Raw genomic sequence first — 17107 nt, 5'->3', positions numbered from 1 at the left:
CGATTTATTGGCGATTTTTCTCACATTGAAAACATGTGCTATTATGCAAAAGAAAGATCCGAATTTATGGGAAACCTCTTCCATATCCATTCAGAAGACATGCCTATCGCTCCATACCGCTACATTCAAGCTCAAAACAGCATGGAGCATTTCGGAGAAAACTCAAGTCCTCTTCTTCACTGACTTCTTCTCACGTGCCATCGGTCAGAATCAAGGGGCCATTCCCAGTAATCGCAACCGTATGCTCATACTGGACCCCCCAGCTGCCATCTACCGTCCTTACCGTCCATCCATCTTCATCCCACACAACGGCCCCGGAACTGCCTTTTGTAAAGATTGGTTCAATCGTAATAACCATACCCTCCGTGAGCATCGTGCCCGTTCTGCGTTTGCCATAAGGCAGAACATTTGGGGGTTCATGAATATATTGACCAATTCCATGACCAATGAGAGGCTTAACAATTCCGTACCGATACAATCTGGCTGTTCGTTCAATGGCACTTCCAATATCTCCGAGTGTATTCCCTGGAACCGCCTGGGCAATTGCTCGCTCAAGTGCCTTCTCCGTGCGTTTCATCAGCTTGCGAATGGATCTGCTTGTTTCACCAATGCCATATGTCCAGGCCGAGTCAGCAAGCCAGCCGTCTTTGTTCACCACCATATCGATGGTCACTACATCACCGCTCGCCAGCTCCTCTTCCCCCGGAAATCCGTGGCAGACCACTTCATTAACAGAGGCACACGTCGCGTACGGATATCCCTTATACCCTTTTTGCTCCGGTGTGGCACCTCGTGCTGCCAGAAACTCTTCCACCCGCTCATTAATCTCTGCTGTTGTGATACCAGGGATCATCCACTGCTCAATATGCTGGTGACAACTTCGCAAAATTCGTCCAGCTTCCCGCATGTAGCCAATCTCTTCTTTGGTTTTCAAAATAGGGTCCACATGCATTCATCCTTCCCGCTGTAGGTGTACTCCCATATATATGCAGCAGGAACGCAAAAAAAACCGCCTGCCGGAGCTTATCGCCCGGGAGACGGTTCTATTCATTATCGGAACAGTATAATCAGAGTTGTGTGTTGTTTCAGGACACGGAAGAATCCATCTTGACAAGCTCATGCTCAACCACAGAAGTCAATTCTTCCTCGTATCCACCCGTAATCCGGTATTTTCTCACGTACTCCTTCACGAATTTTTTTGGATCTTTAGGACGGAAAATCCGAGTCATTTCCCTCAAACTTTCTTTGACCTCATTGTGACCTTTCGTTGCCATTGTAATTCCCTCCCAAAACGTTGAAAGTGAATGCTCCGTTTAGAGAATGCCGAATAAGTCTTAAATGCCATCCATGAAGTTGTGTGCGCGGCTTAAAGCAAGCTTTAGGTCGGGAACCTCGCTAGAAAGCAAGTACCTGACACTATAAATACCCGATATGATTCGGAATGAATCATAATCTTATTGTAGCATATTCGGAAGTATCTTACGACTTGACGATTTCCTCTAATAAATATAACGGTTTTCATGCCCAAAAAGTTTAATTCCGAATCATATGTTATGAATGCCGCTATTCTATACGGAATTAATATATCCAGCATAACACGGAACTATTCGGGGGATATTATCACGGACAACCCATACAGTTAAATTATTGGTATCCAAAGGAGGCGCCGTTTCATGGAACGCAAAGAACAGGATATGCTACCCCTTTCACATGAAAAGGTGGAAGTTGATGGAGTATATATCAACGAAGCCGGACGTGAGGAACATTTGCACCGCGGGCAACATTTCCCGGCCGATCCCGTTCTCGGCAAGTCAGAATGGAAACTGACGGAGTATGCTTTTGATAATCACCACGAAGGACGAACCGATGAGCGGTTGGTCCCCAAAGAAGACGATACAGACAAAAAAGGCAAGATCGACAGCCCACGCAGACAGTTTCAAGGTGGATAACCCTTCGTTCCTTTAACTGTACAGAGTCATCATCGAAACAGGGGCGGTTCAAGCTGTACATCAGCTGATATCGCCCCTGTTTCATGCTTCATATTTTCTCCCTATCTATTATCTCAACTAAATTCACCGGTTCAGTTCTGTCCATCTCCATCATAGCCTATATAAAAAGGACAAAGGAGGCTGGGCCGGATGTCCCCCATGAAATCATCTAGCGGTCTGGATGAAAATATTGCTGGCATGCTCTGTTATCTGTTTACCTTTGTAGGTGGGATTGTCTTTCTCGCTGTGGAGAAGCGGAGCCGATTCGTGTTATTTCATGCGCTGCAATCTGTAACGGTCTTTGGCATCATTATGGTCGGGCATGTATTATCAGCTTTCCTTCCGTTGTTCGGACCACTGGTGGCATCGCTGTTATCCCTGCTTGGTGTTGTGGTCTGGCTTATTATGGTCGTTACCAGCCTGCAGGGGAAATGGTTGAAGCTGCCGTGGGTTGGCGATTTTGCAGAAAAACAGCTGCGTCATCTGTAACTTCAGGCAGAAGGTATACGTGTCCCAAAAAGAAAAGACGATCCATTTCCGTTCAACCGGATGTGGATCGTCTCTGATTATAACGAGGGAAACGAGTCAACCTCTCACCCCTGTGTCATGAACACGTGGCTCAGAATGCTTTTTACGGATCGGAATGAAACTTAGATAGGTACCACATCTCCATACCCATTCCAGCGGCCCATACTGGAACCAGCGCATCCACAGATTACTGGCGATGACTTGTACAATAACCATACCAATGCACACAAGAGTAGACACCATATACGATACAGCAGCATCTGCAAGTATGAGTTGGTATACCACCAACAAAATGATGGTCTGTGCAATATAATTGGTCAGGGCCATTCGTCCGAATGCATGCAGGGGACTCAAGATTTTGGCAAAGGTCACGTTCTGGTTCAATCTCAGTAATGTACTTAGATAAAAGATGGATACGACCGGACCAATTGCCACACCGATATGTTCTAATCGAAAAGCAGCATCCATATTGGCTTGCTCAGCGGCAGGCAGGCTCACACCAATCACTTCATATAGAAACGGACTCATCGCATCCGGAGGAGCAACCCACCACATGATACCGATCCCCACGATAGAAGCGATGAATGAAATGAACCAGAGTCTGCCCAGATACGGAAGTCCTTTCTGGATCTTCTCCATCAGTTGATATTGACCTGCTGACAATCCCAGTATAATTAAAAAAGGAATCGTTAGCATTTTGACACCTATCGCGGCGGCCGCAATGAATCCCACCACACCGATCACCAAATTCACAGTTCGAGGTGCCCAGTATAACGGAATGACAACCAGCCCTATGATGGCATAAAGAAATAAAGCTTCTCCAGCCTGATACTGTTGATGAATATATCCCAGCGCTAATAAAATAAGCATCCTGCGGATATAGAGAAACAGCTTGGTTTGACCTCTGGCAGCTGACCGGCTTAGAAAAAGATAAAATCCAAGGCCAAATAAAAAACAGAAGATATCGTAAAAACGCGCCTCCACCAAAAAATATAATGCTCGTTGGATCCAAAAATCTACACGAGTATCCGGCTTCAACATAACCCACAGTGCTAATATATTTACGAATGGTAGGCCTATCAAGGAAAACCCTCGAAACAAATCCAGAAACTTCATTCGATCTTGTTTTAATACAGGTTGGTAATTCATAGTTCCTCCCAGTGAAATTATTGTTATGTAATCAAAAAGCGATTGGATCACTTATCTCTTGGCTGTATATCCCCGTGCATGATAACAGTCTATTCTTCATACAACATGGCTTGCCATCGAATTAGGTGAATAATTTCTTACATCCGGCATAAGGTCTTGTTCCTGTATTGTTCCTGTACAGCGGCACATTGGACACTTATGCTGATGATAAACAAAACAAAAAAACACCGAAAACACGACTCTGCTGAGCCTGTATCTTCGGTGTTTCTCATCTAAAAGTGTCTCTTTCATTCGTTCATGCGATTGAACATTCATAGCATAAAAGATTTATTTCATAGATCATTCATGCTGGATATAGTATTGATTAACCTGATTGAATGTTCATCCTGTTAAACTTCTATTCAGAAGAGTTAACGTAACAATCGTGCTGGATGATAATTAAATTGCACTGATTAAGCGGATTTGCCAGACTCCACAAGGATGTTATCAGCCTGTTGTTCAGCCATCTTGGCAGTCGTTTCCTTGGTACCAAGACCATTAAACAAAAGGTTCATGAAGATCGCCGTGAAGCTGCCTGCAATGATACCATTACCGAGCATAATCTGAGCCCAGGCCGGTGCACCTGCGAACAACTCAGGTACAACAGTAACCCCAAGCCCCATACCTACAGAACAAGCGATGACAAACAAATTCTCATGTCGGTTCAGATCGACCTGACTGCCGATAATTCGAATGCCTGATGATACCACCATGCCAAACAAGGCCACCATGGCTCCGCCAAGTACTGCCCCTGGAACGAGCTGTGCGAGGGCTGCAATTTTTGGTACAAATCCAATGACCACCAGGATTCCACCAGCCACCACAATGACATCACGTGTTTTCACACGTGTCATCTGTACCAGCCCTACATTTTGCGAATACGTTGTATACGGGAATGAGTTGAAAATACCACCTAACACAATGGCTAGACCCTCTGCGCGATAACCGCGCGCCAGATCCTTGGAGGACAAGTCCTTGTCCAGAATTTTGCCCAGAGCCATAAATACACCTGTGGACTCGGCCACGCTGACAATCGCCACCAGGATCATCGTCAAAATCGGTACAATCTCAAAGGTTGGTCTACCGAAGTAAAACGGCTGAACAACATGGAACCAACTTGCATCGCGAATAGGGGCAAAATTAACCTCGCCCATAAACCCTGCCGCAATTGTACCTACTAGCAGACCAATCAGTACCGAGATGGAGCGAATAAATCCGGTTGTAAAACGAGTCATTAAAATGATAAAGAGCAGCACACCGAAACCGAGTAACAAGTTCACTCCGCTGCCGAAATCTTCTGACCCCTGACCGCCGCCAAGATCATGGAAAGCAACCGGAATCAAGGTTAGACCGATAATCGTAACCACCGAACCCGTAACCACTGGCGGAAAGAGCCGAATAAGCTTCCCAAAGATTCCGGAGAAGATCAATACAAACAGCCCTGAGGCAATAATCGCTCCGTAAATGGCAGATACTCCACTGTTCATCCCGATTAGGATCATCGGAGACACGGCTTGGAATGCACAGCCGAGCATGACTGGCAGCCCTACGCCAAAATATTTATTTCCCCATACCTGAAGCAGTGTAGCCACACCACATGCGAGCAGGTCAATGGCAATGAGATAGGTTAGTTGTTCCTGTGTAAAACCCAATGCGTTACTGACGATCAATGGGACAACAACGGCTCCTGCATACATCGCAAGCACATGCTGTAGTCCGAGGGAGAACGTTTTGATTGGATGCCGATGCCGTTGAAAAATACGTTCGCGTGCCATATTAGTTCGTGCCCTCCTCGTCCGCAAATGTAACCTGTCCGTCCGATAGTGCCCCGATACGAACCAGCGATTCCACACGGTATCCCGCTTCTTTCAGCAAGCGACCTCCCGGCTGGAATGCTTTTTCAATAACAATACCGATGCCAACCACTTCGGCTCCAACCTGCTCCACAATGCGAGCCAGACCAAATGCCGCTTCACCATTCGCCAGAAAATCATCAATGATCAGCACGCGATCACCAGGCTTCATGAACTTCTTGGCAACGGTAATTTCATTGGTCTCCTGCTTCGTGAAGGAGTAGACCTTCTCCACCAGAATATCTTCGGTCAGTGTGAGCGACTTCTGCTTCCGTGCAAAGATCAGCGGCACGTTCAGCTCCAACGCAGTCATGATGCCGGGTGCGATTCCTGACGACTCAATCGTCAGCACACGTGTGATATTCTCACCTTCAAAGCGGCGAATGAATTCCTTACCTACTTCCTTCATCAGAACCGGGTCCATCTGGTGGTTCAGGAATGAATCCACTTTGAGTACTTGCTCGGACAGGACAATGCCTTCCTGTCTTACCTTGTCTTTTAACAATTGCATTGTAATTCTTCCCCCTGAATGCCCTCCGCACAGAAGCTCACATGCTCTTCCAATCGCATGGTAAAAAAGCAAAAAGCCCGCCTTTTCACACGCTACGGAATAACCGGAGACGGGAAAGACGGACTTGTACGTATAAGGACAAGCCGTATGGATGCTGCAAGTGTGCTGGATGGACAGAAAGACAGGAGTTCAAGCCTGTTGTGAGAAACTCCAGACAGTGTAATCAGAAACAGATAGAAGCTACTTGAACCAGCTCTTCAGTCAAACTGCCTGAGAATGATCTCATGCCATCCATACAAAACATTGCAACATCTTTCCCGTAGTCCGATCATTCCGGTGATCGGGTAGAGACATGCAGGCCTATTCCTGCACATATACGAGTAACGGCATATTTAATTTTTGGCTCCATGATTCGTTACAATGTATGATCGCGAACCTGAATATAAAAGGTTAAACATAACTAACAATGTTAGAAGTATACCGAATCAGCGCCGTGAAATAAAGAAGTATTTTCATGGAAGTTGCGGAAACTTGTCTTAATTTGCAAACAGGGGGTGATTGGAATCTATTTTTTATGTACAATATGAGAACGGAAGCGCGGATCTGAACGGAGAATGGATGGATACGCGACCTATATTTTAAATTGAATGATCAAAGGAGATATGCAAACATGAAAGGCGTACTTAACGAATTCAAGGAATTTGCCGTACGCGGCAACGTCATCGATCTGGCGGTCGGTGTCATTATCGGGGCTGCTTTTGGTAAAATCGTCACCTCCCTTGTGAATGATATCATTATGCCCCCGGTTGGAAAACTGATGGGTGGAATTGACTTCAGTCAGAAAATCATCAATCTGGACGGGGATATCAAAACAGCAAACGGACAGGAGATCACCACACTTGCTCAAGCCAACGAAGCCGGGGCTACCGTGATTGCTTATGGGCAGTTCATCAACGTCATGATTGATTTTCTTATCGTTGCGTTCTGTATCTTCATGCTTGTGAAGGGCATCAACTATCTCAAAAGCAAAGAACACAAAAAGCCCGAGCCAGAAAAAACGACCAAGGCCTGCAAGTATTGCCTATCTGAAATTCCAGCCGCAGCTACCCGCTGCTCGCACTGTACTTCAGAACTCGCTGCAGAAGGCAGCGGCGCAACAGCGTAATTACAATTAGCGTTAATGGTACACCGTACACCGAAGTTAAATTCCGGATATACATCCTGATAGCAAATGTCGAGAACAACTTCCCAACTTGCTAGGATTTATGTATGAAAAGCTAGCCATATGGGCTTCATTAACAAATTATTGCGTAGCTTAAAGGTTTGAAGGTTCCACCGTAAAGGTGGGGCCTTTTTTATGCCTATCATACATGTATTACATATGCTCCCCCATGAATACCATTCGCGGCCATACTCATGAATTAGAAGCGGCGTGGCAGCAAATGTTCCAGGATCGACTTCAGATCCTTATCTTCCTTGTAAACTTCTTCCCCCGTATCAAGCTCTGTCACACGAATATATTCAAAGTTTGCCGAAGCATCCACTGGCTTGAACAACAATTGGGCCTCATCTTCCAAACGTACATTAAATCCCATATCCTTAAACATGCTGCTTAATTGACTGTTAGCCGGTTCCTGACCTTGCCCTACAAATATAAGTCCTCTAAGACTTTTACGTTCCTGAGGTTGCGGATAAATCACCTGAAAGTGTACAATGCATTCCATACGATCGTTCCCCTTTCGTTTAAAACATACTTTGTGAAATTTTGAACTTTAAAATCTGCTATATAAGGAGATACGTTTCATGACCCCAGAACGTTTCGACATTTATGACGATAAGCAACATTGGATCGGTACAGCACTACGCAGTGAGGTTCATGCCAAAGGTTATTGGCACCGTTCATTTCACTGCTGGATCGTGCGTGACGAAGGCGAACAGCGACGGGTTCTTTTTCAGCGGCGGCGTGATATTAAGGATACCTTCCCCGGATGTTACGACATTACAGCAGCAGGTCATCTCACCGCAGGTGAACAACTGCAAGACGCCTGTCGTGAGCTGGAGGAAGAACTGGGTGTGAATACTCCATTCGAGGCACTAACCTATCTATTCACGGCTACACAGCAGCTCCAAGGAGAGGTGCGTGGTGTTCCATTCGTAGATCGGGAATTCAGTGCGGTCTATGGATTATGTCTGAACCAGCCGCTTGAATCCTACGTTCTGCAGCCCAGCGAGGTGGATAGCCTGTATGAGGTGCCGCTGGATGATCTACTCGCTCTGTTCCGTAGTGAGATCGACGTCATTCAAGCTACCGGAGTTCAGACTCAGTCGCCAAGCGATCATGCAGCTAATGAACCGGAACGTATCGTTCGCGTGATTCGGGCAACGGAATTTGTACCCCATGGTACAGCTTATTATACGGATGTGCTCGAAGCTCTATATCACGTGCCCAAAGAGTGATCATGTAGGATCCTGTTCAACCCGATCCAGTTCAATCGAATGTTCATAGCTTCATTTTCTCAAAAATAGCATAACTTCATACCTTTACTATCGACTTGACTGGAAACAGATGCTGTGACGAACATCACTGTCATATCTCAAACCAGCACAAACAGACGTCTGCCTTCGGGCAGCGCCTGCTTTATGTACATACGTATTTGTTCCATCAAGATACATACCTTTGTGCTGACATGTTCACTCCATCAGAGGTGAATTAGTTGCCGATCTGTCTAGCTCTGGTCACCCTCTCCTGAAGGAGCAGACCAATAACGCGCAGAGAGTTCTTCGTACCGGTGCCCATAGCGAGACTCCAGTTCCTCCCCCATATCCTGTTCCAGTTCGTACAACACCAGCTCTTGAGCAAAATGATTCAGCAGCAGTCCGGTCATTACCGGATGCTCCGTCACCACTGCCTGTGTGGCGCATGATTCCCCGCGCATGCCCAGCATGCACCAGCGGCGGTCCACCACCAGGGAAAATTTCCGACCATTACCTGTGCCGTACAAAGGTAGTCCCGGCAAAGGAACAGGCTGATCGAGCATGCCTTCGCCACCATCACACGACCATAACAGCCTTACACCGCGAGCTTCAGCTTGCTGTAAATCATTACGTAGCAGCTCTGCCTCTTCACGCCAGACGTCTACAACAATCTCATGCTGAGCCTCGGCCAATTCACGGCTCAGATTCTCAAACACATTTTTGTCCCCTTCGACGTTATAGAAGACAGGCTTCTCCGGTTCACTCTTGGGCATGCTGCTCTGGACATAATCCAGTGAGGTACGCATTTGATCGGAGATCATACGTGTCATCTCCTCTGGCTTCAGCACACTATACTTCGCCGGTTCCCCAGGACTACACCGCAAGAATCCACGCTGTTCCAGCCGTTGCAGGGTCGCATATACATTGGAACGGGACACGCCCAGCCGCTTCGCAACCTCATATCCTGAGGCCGATCCCTGACGAGCGAGTTCCACCATAATTTTAGATTCCATCTCGGTAAACCCGAGATGACGCAAATGATGCAGCAGTTGGTCCATATTCCCGTCCCCCCATGCTGTCAGCAACCCGCACTGCCTCACAATGATGCGACAGTGCTTCTACTGCATCAGATCAGATCTGTTCAGCACCACAGCGCGGGCACCACTTCGAACCTTTAGGCAGCTCAGCTGCACAAATCTGACAATTCACCATTTCGCGTGATACTTCGGTCTGTACGTCCACCGTATTCACGATCGGGTTGTTTTCTTTCCAGTAGCGGATGCGTTCGTCCAGTTCCTGCTGACGCTCACGTTCCCGTTGCATCTCTTCATCTCTGCGACGTTCCCACTCCGCATCGAACGCTTCCTTCTCTTCCTGGGTAAACTCCGTACTGTTGTATTCGGATTCCGTCTCCAGATCCGCTATGGACGGAATGACCGTGTGATACGGCTCGTCTTCCTCCAGTTCCAACTCAGGTGGCGCATCGTAGAAGTCCGGCTCCGGAGTTTGGGTCTGAGCTACAGCGGCCTCCTGTCTCGCGGCTGTGGTGGCTCCTGCGACTCCTGCAGCTCCTACTGTAGGTGCTGGCGTCTTGAGTTCACCTAACTTGCGTCCGCATTTAGGGCAGAAGTTGGCATCCAGAGAAGCGACGTGTCCACACTCGCACAACCGTTCGTTCTTAAGCTGTGCAATCCTGTTGCGAAGCCCATCAATCTCGTCCTGCAATTCGTCGCAGAGCTGCGACAGATCCACCATTTCTTTTTCTGCACGCGTCATATCCTGTGCCCGATAACCCTCATAGAAGATGCGACCCATATCTGTAAAATGGACTTCTTGTTCCTGTTGCAAGCCCACAATCTGGTTGTTCAATTTCCCAATCTCAACGGCGTGTTGGGCACGCTCTGTTGCTTTGTTCGCTCCGTCTTTGATGCGCTGAAGCAGTTTCATGACCATTCCTCCTCTGTCCCGTCAAAACCAATATTATCATTTCTATTTAATAGTAAATTAGCATATTACATCCTTCATGCAAAATGCTCAGGCATATAACTTATACGATATCATGCCAAAAAGTTGCGTAATCTCGTGCAGCTGCCCGTTTTATACCGATACTGGATGAAATCGGGGGCTTTCGTCAAGACCATATGTTCGGGTATAATGAAGCTTTGACCATACTTAACCGCCTGATTAGGCGACTAACTCTATCATACCAATTTACAATGCGATTGTGAAAAGGGCAAATGGTTTACTTTTAGCCGGGATAGTCCTATCCCTGAATGCATACAGAGGTGGATGAAACATGTTAAGTCCGAACTCAACGTTCTACCCCCGTCCGCTCGGGGTTACCCCGGCGGCGTCCCTGCCCCAGTCCCCGTCTGCTCCGCTGGAGACCAGTCGGCAACTCGTGGACAATGATCAACAGGATGCCTTCTATTTTCGTGCGCTTGAAGAGGCAGGCATCAAGCTAAACGCACCACAAATTTCGGCTGTCCGTCATGGCAGAGGACCTATTCTGACGCTCGCCGGAGCCGGTTGTGGCAAAACAACTGTGCTGGCTGCAAGAGCAGGCTACCTCATAGAGGTCAGTGGCGTACATGCAGGCAGTATCCTGCTGGTGACGTTCACCAACAAAGCCGCCACCGAGATGAAAGACCGGATTGCCGCATTGCCAGGCATACGCCCGGCAGCCGCAAGAGCCGTGCAGGCTCGCACCTTCCACTCTTTTGCCCTGACATTACTGCGTCATTACGGTGTGCAGGAAGAGATCTTTGGCGAGTCGCGAGCTCAGCATACGGTGCTGAAGATGCTTCTTCGCCAGAATGGCATGAGTGAAGCTTTCCAGCCTGAAAGTCTGCTGGCCATGCTGTCCGCATGGAAGATGCAAGGATCGGAAACAACCGACTTGCCTGAAAAATCGCAGGAAGAACGCGATGCCAAGCGTGTCCTGCTTGGTTACGAAGCCTGGAAGCAGGATCGGGGCAAAATGGATTTTGATGATATTTTACTACGGGCAGCCTCGCTGCTTCGTGATCCTGCTGTTCTGGGGCCGCTTCAAAAGCGTTTCCAGTACATTATGGTGGATGAGTTCCAGGATACCAATCATCTCCAATATGAGATTGTGCAAAAACTGGCTTCCGCACACCGCAACCTGATGGTTGTGGGAGACGATGACCAGACGATCTATACCTTTAATGGTGCACGCCAGGAATCGATTTTGGAATTCGATAAAGTATACCCAGGAGCACGCATTGTGACGCTGGATATCAATTATCGCAGTGATGCACGCATTCTGGGACTCGGAAGTGAACTGGTCGCCCGCAATAAACGCAGACGTGACAAACGGCTGCGTGCCGCCGGAAACCGCGGCGATGCGCCCCGTTTCGCTACACCTTCCAATGCAGAGGAAGAAGCGGCGTGGGTTGTAAACCAGTTGTGTCAACAGGTTGAAGAAGGACAACACACCTATCGTGATATTGCGATTCTTCACCGGACAGCCAGCAGCAGCCGAGCTGTATTTGAGCAGCTTGTGTTGAAAGATGTGCCTTTTGTACAGCATGGTGCTTCCCCGGTGTTCTACGACCAGTCTCTCATCAGACCCCTGATGGATCATCTGCGTCTGTCCCTTGATCCACGAGCCATGGATGCTCTTCCCAGTGCACTGGGACCGCTCTATGTATCACGGGATGCAGGGCTAGAGTGGATTCAGCGCTGTGAACAACAACAGGCGAAGAAATACCCGCTCATCCATCTGGTGAAATGGGACAAGCTGAAACCGTTCCAGCAGGAACAGGTCAAGGAACGCATCAAGCTGATCAAATCGCTGCACAAACTAAAACCCATCATCGCCATTCAGGAGATGCGCAGGCAGTTCTACGACAAGTATATGGAAAGTGGTGATCCCAGCATCTTCACCCATTATAAGGAAACGATGCTGGAAACCCTGGATGAATTTGAAGCTGCCGTCAAAAAATTCGAAACGGTAGAAGAGTTCATTCAATTCGCGGATGAGCTCTCCCGAAGACACCGTGAGATGGAATCTCTGCGCCGCGCACAGGACAGTGACGCGGTACAACTGATGACGATCCACCGGGCCAAAGGACTGGAGTTCCCTTGTGTGTACTGGATTGGAGCCAGTGAAGGTATTGTCCCCCACAGTACTGCGTTGCGCCAAGATATCCCCGAGGATCAGAAAGCTGCGCTTGCTATGCAGCAGACAGACGCGGAGTTGGACATGGCGCTGGAGGAAGAACGCAGGCTCGCCTACGTTGCCATCACACGGGCCAAGCAGTACTTGTATGTCACCTCGCCGGCAAGTCATCACGGAAAGCCAGCCGATGTGTCCCGCTTCCTGCTTGAAGCCTTCGGCATGGAAGTACCGGACAAACGCAAACCACGTGAGGAGAGCCGGACGAGCAGTCAGACTTCATATGGTAAAGGCAACGGACAGTATGGCCGCTCTTCCGGCTCGGGTGCCCGTTCAGAAGGTCGGGATGCGGCACAGCGTCGTGCCATCAGCCACAGTGACCGTCGTGACTACGAGGTCCACAACGAACGTGATGAGGATCGCCTCGGTGAACGGCGTGGCAGTGGGGAGATTCGCAACCATAAGGCGTTCAGTACCACAGGTGTGAGTCCGACAGCTGCGAGTTCCTCCACTTCACATTCGCACACTTCAGGTTCAGGTAATGCTGAGCGTACGGAGACCGTTGCGGTCTGGAAGTGCAGTTCATCCACCTGTAAAGCTTGGCTAAGACAGAAGCCAGCTGTGCCTTCAAAAACAAACAAGAAGGCATCCTCAGGCCCTCCCGCCTGTCCCCTGTGTTCAGGATCGATGGAGGCCGGTACCCGCCAGGTGCCCGTAACGGGGAGATTTGGGAAATAACTATGTGACTGAACATGTGGATGAGTAAATAACACACGAGCATAGTAGCTCGTTTCAGGGCGCTTTTTGCTGTTTATTAACAGTAGAAGCGTCTTTTTTCCATTTCAGAATGGGGGTTGGATTATGCAGGACGACAAACAACATCTGTATGTATCGGTATCACATAATCTTATTGAGCAAACAAAGAACGAATCTACACCCTTTGAAGTGTTGGTAGATGACGGGCAATTGGGTCGATTGAAGGATCTGATGAAGGTGCTGGAGGATGACGATGCCTATACATTGCAACGAGCCCCGGTACCCTACAAATCAGCAGACCACGATGAGGCAACAGAGCAATTTTCGGATGGCATGACCTTGCTGTATACCTTTCTGTATGATCATGGCACGCCGGATACCCGGCAGGCAATTGAGAGCATGAACGTGCTTCCAAGGCTGCAGGATACGGATTATGATGACCCTGGGTACGAAAATTCACCGTTGAACAAATGACTGATGCCAAAAAGCATGCGCAGCCGCAGATCACGCGGAAGTCGCATGCTTTTTAATATGATGAAGGACAACTGCCATGTAAGATGAACTCAATCCAGACGAATCTCCTGCCCTTTCTCAGCGGATTCGTAGATTCCGCACAGCATGCGCGTGGAAGCCACCCCATCCGCAATTGGGCTGATCGGCTCTGTACCGTTCAGGCAGCAATCCACAAAGTGGTCAATCTGGTTCTGGAATGCACTATGAATATGGAGACCCGTATTGTCCGTCTGGGGTTCAATATTCAGGATGGTATTATTTTTCTCCGTGACGATCAGTGTCTCCGGCTCCAGTTCGAACCCACCACGCTCGCCGTATAATTTCACCGAAGATTCATCTCCACGTGCATGCAAGGTAAAGCTTACATCCACCGCCAGCGAAGCCCCGTTTTCAAACCGAATGAGTGCATTCGCCATATCTTCCACGTCATTCACAGCTGCGCTGTAGTCGGCTGCTTTATAAAAAGAAAGATGTTCGATATGGGCACGATTGCCCAACTTTCGATACGTATTTCCACTGACCGAAACAGGTTTCGGCCTGCCCATGAGGTACCAGCATTGGTCGATAATATGTACGCCCAGATCAATCAGGGGGCCTCCGCCGGAACGGCTTTTATCAGCAAACCAACCGCCTGGATTGCCGTTACGCCGCAGAATGGAAGCTTTGGCATAATACAGTTCACCAAACTCCCCGGCGTCAATGAATCTGCGCATCATCTGCATATTGTTATCATACCGACGCACAAATCCAACAATAAACGTTCGTCCGCTCTTCTTCACCGCTTCTTCAATCCGGAGCGCATCTTCCACATTCGTTGCCACCGGTTTCTCCAGCAATACATGCTTGCCTGCCTCCAGTGCAGCAATGGCAAATTCCGCATGTGTATTATTCCAGGTACAGATACTGACAGCATCCACATGCGGGTCCTCCAGCATCTCCCGATAATCGGTGTATACGGATTGAGCATCATACTTCTGTGCCGCAGCCTTAGCCCGCTCTTCGTTCAAATCGCAGATCGCATAGATGACGGCATCCTCATTTTTGGCATAACACCTCATATGAAGATCCGAGATTGATCCTGTACCGATCATTCCGATGTGTAACATTTGTTTCGTGCTCATCATCGTCCTCCCTTCCTTTTCCACAACTTCCACAACATCATTATCGTCTAGTCTGCCCGCAGCATGCCTTCGTAAATACCCGGCGTTGAATTTTCAATCTTCACGGCACCCAGCGTCCGGGCATAGAAATCCACAGGTCCCGCTGATCCGATAATCGCATACCCGTAACCGTCCGCCTTCATCGCATGCATACAGGCCAGTAACAGGGCTGTGCCTACACCTTTGCCCCGTGCATCCTGACTCACACCTGTCGGTCCGAAGAAGTTGCGACATGTCGCTTCGTAACAGGCAAATCCAATCATTTTCCCATGCTCAACCGCAATATAACAGGACACCGGCTGACGCGCAAAAGCGACCTCACATTCATCCACCCAAGCCTGGCTAAAATGTGACCTCACCCAATCCAGTACAAGCTGTTTTTCTGGGGCAATGGCTCTTCGAATCACAATGGAGGATTCCTTAAGCGTTCTCAGTCCACTCTCTTGCTCCGGCAAACGATAGAGCGCTACCAACATATCACTCATCTTATCCGTTCCTCCTCGTACTTGAATGTGAAATAGGACAAAGGTTTGGGCACTACCTGAAATTAACCTGATCCCGCTGCGGGTAACCTGCAATACAAGCGATATTTCTAATTTAAACTAACATACCGCTTACATTCATTGCATTCCAACTGCAACACTTAGACGATTTGTCCCGTCTATTAACTTGAAGCGCGGCCCTAAGGAAGATTTTACCGCGTCAGTACACAGATTAGAAGGGATGAATATGGATGAAGAACAACATGAAAAAAGTAAGTGCACTGATGGCCCTATCCATGGCATTGGGTGGTGGAGCCGCTTATGCAGCAACACTGGACAACACACAACCAGTCCATCAAACATCCGTTTCAGCAGATAGTAACGCAGCTGGTGCAGTAAACGTATCCGTAAATGGTGCATCCATCTCTGATGGTTATTGGAACAAAGATGGCAAAGTAGCCATGATCCCGCTGCGTGATCTTACCGACGCTCTGGGTATTGAACTGGAATGGAATAAAGAAACTAAAACTGCAGAGCTGACTCGTGGTGCTCTCTGGACACAGGTAATTACAGGCAAGGATCAATATTCCCTGAATAAAATGCTGCTCACGCTGGGCACAGCGCCCGAAATCACAGGCGGCAAATTGTATGTACCGGCTTCTTTTGCTGAGAAAGCACTGCATGGACAAGTGAACACAACGGGCAATCAGGTGACGATCTCCAGTGAAGAGGAAGTGAAGACGGTTACTGAGCACGGTGTGATTACCAGAATCTCGAACCAAGATAAATATCAGTCCATCCAGATTGGCGGTGCAGGGTTGGATGGTATTGTGCTCAATCTGAATGAAGATACGCAATTCATCTCGGCAGAAGGTAAAGAGATTGCACTGAAGGACTTGGCCATTGGCATGAATGTGGAGGCTACACACTCCCAAGTTATGCTTGAAAGTTTGCCACCACAAACGCCTACCTATAAAGTCACTGTACTGGATGCGACTGCGGTGTCTGAGACACAATCCAAAGAGGTTCTGGGGACGGCTGGTACGATTGAAAATGTAACAACAGCTGAAGGCAGCGTCTCACAGATTGAGATCACAGGTACACGGTTAACAGAAACAGCTCCTGACCATGTCGTGCTGAACATCGACAAAGACACACGGATCGTGAACCACGAAGGTGAGACGGTGAAAGCGGAAGAACTCACCAAAGGCGCTAAAGTCATTGGATTCTACAGCCCTATGCTGACACGCAGCCTGCCTCCGATCGGAACAGCATGGAAAGTGGTTGTTGAAGCACCTGCAGCGGAGCTGGAAGCGAAATAATGAATACGATTAGTGAAAAGCACGTGCTAAGCATATGCTGAAACTGAATATTGCAAATCGCATGTATCTTCTGGCATGTGTTGTAATGCGTGTAACGCATCACGATGACCAGCCAGCAGCTATACGGCTAGCCTAATCAAAATAACCTTATCCGCCTGTCATCTGACAGGCACGGGTAAGGTTATTTTTA

The 17107-nt window shown here is 48.3% G+C and carries 17 protein-coding genes and 1 riboswitch; of the genes, 7 read left to right on the top strand and 10 right to left on the bottom strand.

From position 1 onward, the window contains the following. Window positions 1-190: 190 nt before the first annotated feature. Both map and J7E78_RS21890 read right to left on the bottom strand, forming a co-directional pair. The gene (gene map, locus J7E78_RS21895) at window positions 191-952 is read right to left on the bottom strand and encodes a type I methionyl aminopeptidase (protein ID WP_215078190.1); all 762 of its coding nucleotides are present in this window, start codon (window positions 950-952) and stop codon (window positions 191-193) included. Between the two features lie 133 nt (window positions 953-1085). Beyond that, complete coding sequence (locus J7E78_RS21890; protein ID WP_017690840.1) at window positions 1086-1274, bottom strand: hypothetical protein; 189 nt, start codon at window positions 1272-1274, stop codon at window positions 1086-1088. Window positions 1275-1673: 399 nt separating this feature from the next. Between J7E78_RS21890 and J7E78_RS21885 the strand changes: the two genes are divergently transcribed. Together J7E78_RS21885 and J7E78_RS21880 are read left to right on the top strand one after the other, a co-directional pair. Further along, window positions 1674-1949 carry a transposase gene (locus J7E78_RS21885; protein WP_215078189.1) on the top strand — a complete coding sequence of 92 codons (276 nt, stop codon included), beginning with the start codon at window positions 1674-1676 and terminating at the stop codon, window positions 1947-1949. 189 nt (window positions 1950-2138) lie between these two features. Continuing rightward, window positions 2139-2477, top strand: coding sequence for a DUF4870 domain-containing protein (locus tag J7E78_RS21880; protein WP_047840268.1), 339 nt, complete (start codon window positions 2139-2141; stop codon window positions 2475-2477). Between the two features lie 96 nt (window positions 2478-2573). Here the strand turns inward: J7E78_RS21880 and J7E78_RS21875 are convergent, their stop codons facing one another. The 3 genes from J7E78_RS21875 to J7E78_RS21865 form a co-directional block, all read right to left on the bottom strand. Next, window positions 2574-3386 (bottom strand): DUF418 domain-containing protein, encoded by an 813-nt coding sequence (locus tag J7E78_RS21875; protein WP_215078188.1) that lies wholly within the window; start codon window positions 3384-3386, stop codon window positions 2574-2576. Window positions 3387-4117: 731 nt separating this feature from the next. Then, window positions 4118-5479 (bottom strand): nucleobase:cation symporter-2 family protein, encoded by a 1362-nt coding sequence (locus J7E78_RS21870; RefSeq protein WP_215078187.1) that lies wholly within the window; start codon window positions 5477-5479, stop codon window positions 4118-4120. A gap of 1 nt (window position 5480) precedes the next feature. After that, window positions 5481-6068: a xanthine phosphoribosyltransferase gene (locus J7E78_RS21865; RefSeq protein ID WP_036613196.1), complete on the bottom strand. Its 588-nt coding sequence runs from the start codon at window positions 6066-6068 to the stop codon at window positions 5481-5483. A 300-nt stretch (window positions 6069-6368) separates the two neighbouring features. Further along, window positions 6369-6468, bottom strand: a riboswitch (purine riboswitch). 270 nt (window positions 6469-6738) lie between these two features. Between J7E78_RS21865 and mscL the strand changes: the two genes are divergently transcribed. Continuing rightward, entirely contained in the window at window positions 6739-7233 is a 495-nt protein-coding gene (gene mscL, locus J7E78_RS21860) for a large conductance mechanosensitive channel protein MscL (RefSeq protein ID WP_215078186.1), read from the top strand. Between the two features lie 256 nt (window positions 7234-7489). Here mscL and J7E78_RS21855 read toward each other — a convergent pair whose 3' ends face one another. After that, the gene (locus J7E78_RS21855; RefSeq protein WP_017690846.1) at window positions 7490-7792 is read right to left on the bottom strand and encodes a hypothetical protein; all 303 of its coding nucleotides are present in this window, start codon (window positions 7790-7792) and stop codon (window positions 7490-7492) included. 79 nt (window positions 7793-7871) lie between these two features. Here J7E78_RS21855 and J7E78_RS21850 point away from each other — a divergent pair, with 79 nt between their 5' ends. After that, on the top strand, window positions 7872-8525 hold the full coding sequence (locus tag J7E78_RS21850) for an NUDIX hydrolase (RefSeq protein WP_215078185.1): 654 nt from the start codon (window positions 7872-7874) through the stop codon (window positions 8523-8525). A 269-nt stretch (window positions 8526-8794) separates the two neighbouring features. On the opposite strand, the gene J7E78_RS21845 is transcribed toward J7E78_RS21850, so the two are convergent. Both J7E78_RS21845 and J7E78_RS21840 read right to left on the bottom strand, forming a co-directional pair. Continuing rightward, on the bottom strand, window positions 8795-9601 hold the full coding sequence (locus tag J7E78_RS21845) for a TrmB family transcriptional regulator (RefSeq protein WP_215078184.1): 807 nt from the start codon (window positions 9599-9601) through the stop codon (window positions 8795-8797). Between the two features lie 73 nt (window positions 9602-9674). Continuing rightward, complete coding sequence (locus J7E78_RS21840) at window positions 9675-10490, bottom strand: zinc ribbon domain-containing protein (RefSeq protein ID WP_215078183.1); 816 nt, start codon at window positions 10488-10490, stop codon at window positions 9675-9677. A gap of 349 nt (window positions 10491-10839) precedes the next feature. Between J7E78_RS21840 and J7E78_RS21835 the strand changes: the two genes are divergently transcribed. Next, entirely contained in the window at window positions 10840-13422 is a 2583-nt protein-coding gene (locus J7E78_RS21835; RefSeq protein WP_215078182.1) for a UvrD-helicase domain-containing protein, read from the top strand. 123 nt (window positions 13423-13545) lie between these two features. Continuing rightward, entirely contained in the window at window positions 13546-13914 is a 369-nt protein-coding gene (locus J7E78_RS21830) for a hypothetical protein (protein WP_215078181.1), read from the top strand. A gap of 89 nt (window positions 13915-14003) precedes the next feature. Here the strand turns inward: J7E78_RS21830 and J7E78_RS21825 are convergent, their stop codons facing one another. Both J7E78_RS21825 and J7E78_RS21820 read right to left on the bottom strand, forming a co-directional pair. After that, window positions 14004-15074, bottom strand: coding sequence for a Gfo/Idh/MocA family protein (locus tag J7E78_RS21825; protein ID WP_215078199.1), 1071 nt, complete (start codon window positions 15072-15074; stop codon window positions 14004-14006). 47 nt (window positions 15075-15121) lie between these two features. Then, window positions 15122-15598, bottom strand: a complete 477-nt coding sequence (locus J7E78_RS21820; RefSeq protein WP_215078180.1) for a GNAT family N-acetyltransferase — start codon at window positions 15596-15598, stop codon at window positions 15122-15124. Window positions 15599-15846: 248 nt separating this feature from the next. On the opposite strand from J7E78_RS21820, the gene J7E78_RS21815 reads away from it, so the two are divergent. Further along, window positions 15847-16917, top strand: a complete 1071-nt coding sequence (locus tag J7E78_RS21815; RefSeq protein ID WP_215078179.1) for a copper amine oxidase N-terminal domain-containing protein — start codon at window positions 15847-15849, stop codon at window positions 16915-16917. Window positions 16918-17107 lie beyond the last annotated feature (190 nt).

This window comes from Paenibacillus polymyxa (assembly GCF_018614975.1).
Classification (GTDB): Bacteria; Bacillota; Bacilli; order Paenibacillales; family Paenibacillaceae; genus Paenibacillus; species Paenibacillus polymyxa_E.
The sequence above is the reverse complement of the archived record's forward strand: the minus strand, read 5'-3'. Positions and strand labels throughout refer to the sequence as shown.

Coding starts and splice junctions, on each gene's coding strand:
- J7E78_RS21820 (WP_215078180.1), bottom strand. CDS start 15,598: ATGAGTGATATGTTGGTAGCGCTCTATCGTTTGCCGGAGCAAGAGAGT.
- J7E78_RS21845 (WP_215078184.1), bottom strand. CDS start 9,601: ATGGACCAACTGCTGCATCATTTGCGTCATCTCGGGTTTACCGAGATG.
- mscL (WP_215078186.1), top strand. CDS start 6,739: ATGAAAGGCGTACTTAACGAATTCAAGGAATTTGCCGTACGCGGCAAC.
- J7E78_RS21850 (WP_215078185.1), top strand. CDS start 7,872: ATGACCCCAGAACGTTTCGACATTTATGACGATAAGCAACATTGGATC.
- J7E78_RS21830 (WP_215078181.1), top strand. CDS start 13,546: ATGCAGGACGACAAACAACATCTGTATGTATCGGTATCACATAATCTT.
- J7E78_RS21890 (WP_017690840.1), bottom strand. CDS start 1,274: ATGGCAACGAAAGGTCACAATGAGGTCAAAGAAAGTTTGAGGGAAATG.
- J7E78_RS21870 (WP_215078187.1), bottom strand. CDS start 5,479: ATGGCACGCGAACGTATTTTTCAACGGCATCGGCATCCAATCAAAACG.
- J7E78_RS21840 (WP_215078183.1), bottom strand. CDS start 10,490: ATGAAACTGCTTCAGCGCATCAAAGACGGAGCGAACAAAGCAACAGAG.
- J7E78_RS21855 (WP_017690846.1), bottom strand. CDS start 7,792: ATGGAATGCATTGTACACTTTCAGGTGATTTATCCGCAACCTCAGGAA.
- J7E78_RS21865 (WP_036613196.1), bottom strand. CDS start 6,068: ATGCAATTGTTAAAAGACAAGGTAAGACAGGAAGGCATTGTCCTGTCC.
- J7E78_RS21875 (WP_215078188.1), bottom strand. CDS start 3,386: ATGCTTATTTTATTAGCGCTGGGATATATTCATCAACAGTATCAGGCT.
- J7E78_RS21885 (WP_215078189.1), top strand. CDS start 1,674: ATGGAACGCAAAGAACAGGATATGCTACCCCTTTCACATGAAAAGGTG.
- J7E78_RS21835 (WP_215078182.1), top strand. CDS start 10,840: ATGTTAAGTCCGAACTCAACGTTCTACCCCCGTCCGCTCGGGGTTACC.
- map (WP_215078190.1), bottom strand. CDS start 952: ATGCATGTGGACCCTATTTTGAAAACCAAAGAAGAGATTGGCTACATG.
- J7E78_RS21815 (WP_215078179.1), top strand. CDS start 15,847: ATGAAGAACAACATGAAAAAAGTAAGTGCACTGATGGCCCTATCCATG.
- J7E78_RS21880 (WP_047840268.1), top strand. CDS start 2,139: ATGTCCCCCATGAAATCATCTAGCGGTCTGGATGAAAATATTGCTGGC.
- J7E78_RS21825 (WP_215078199.1), bottom strand. CDS start 15,074: ATGAGCACGAAACAAATGTTACACATCGGAATGATCGGTACAGGATCA.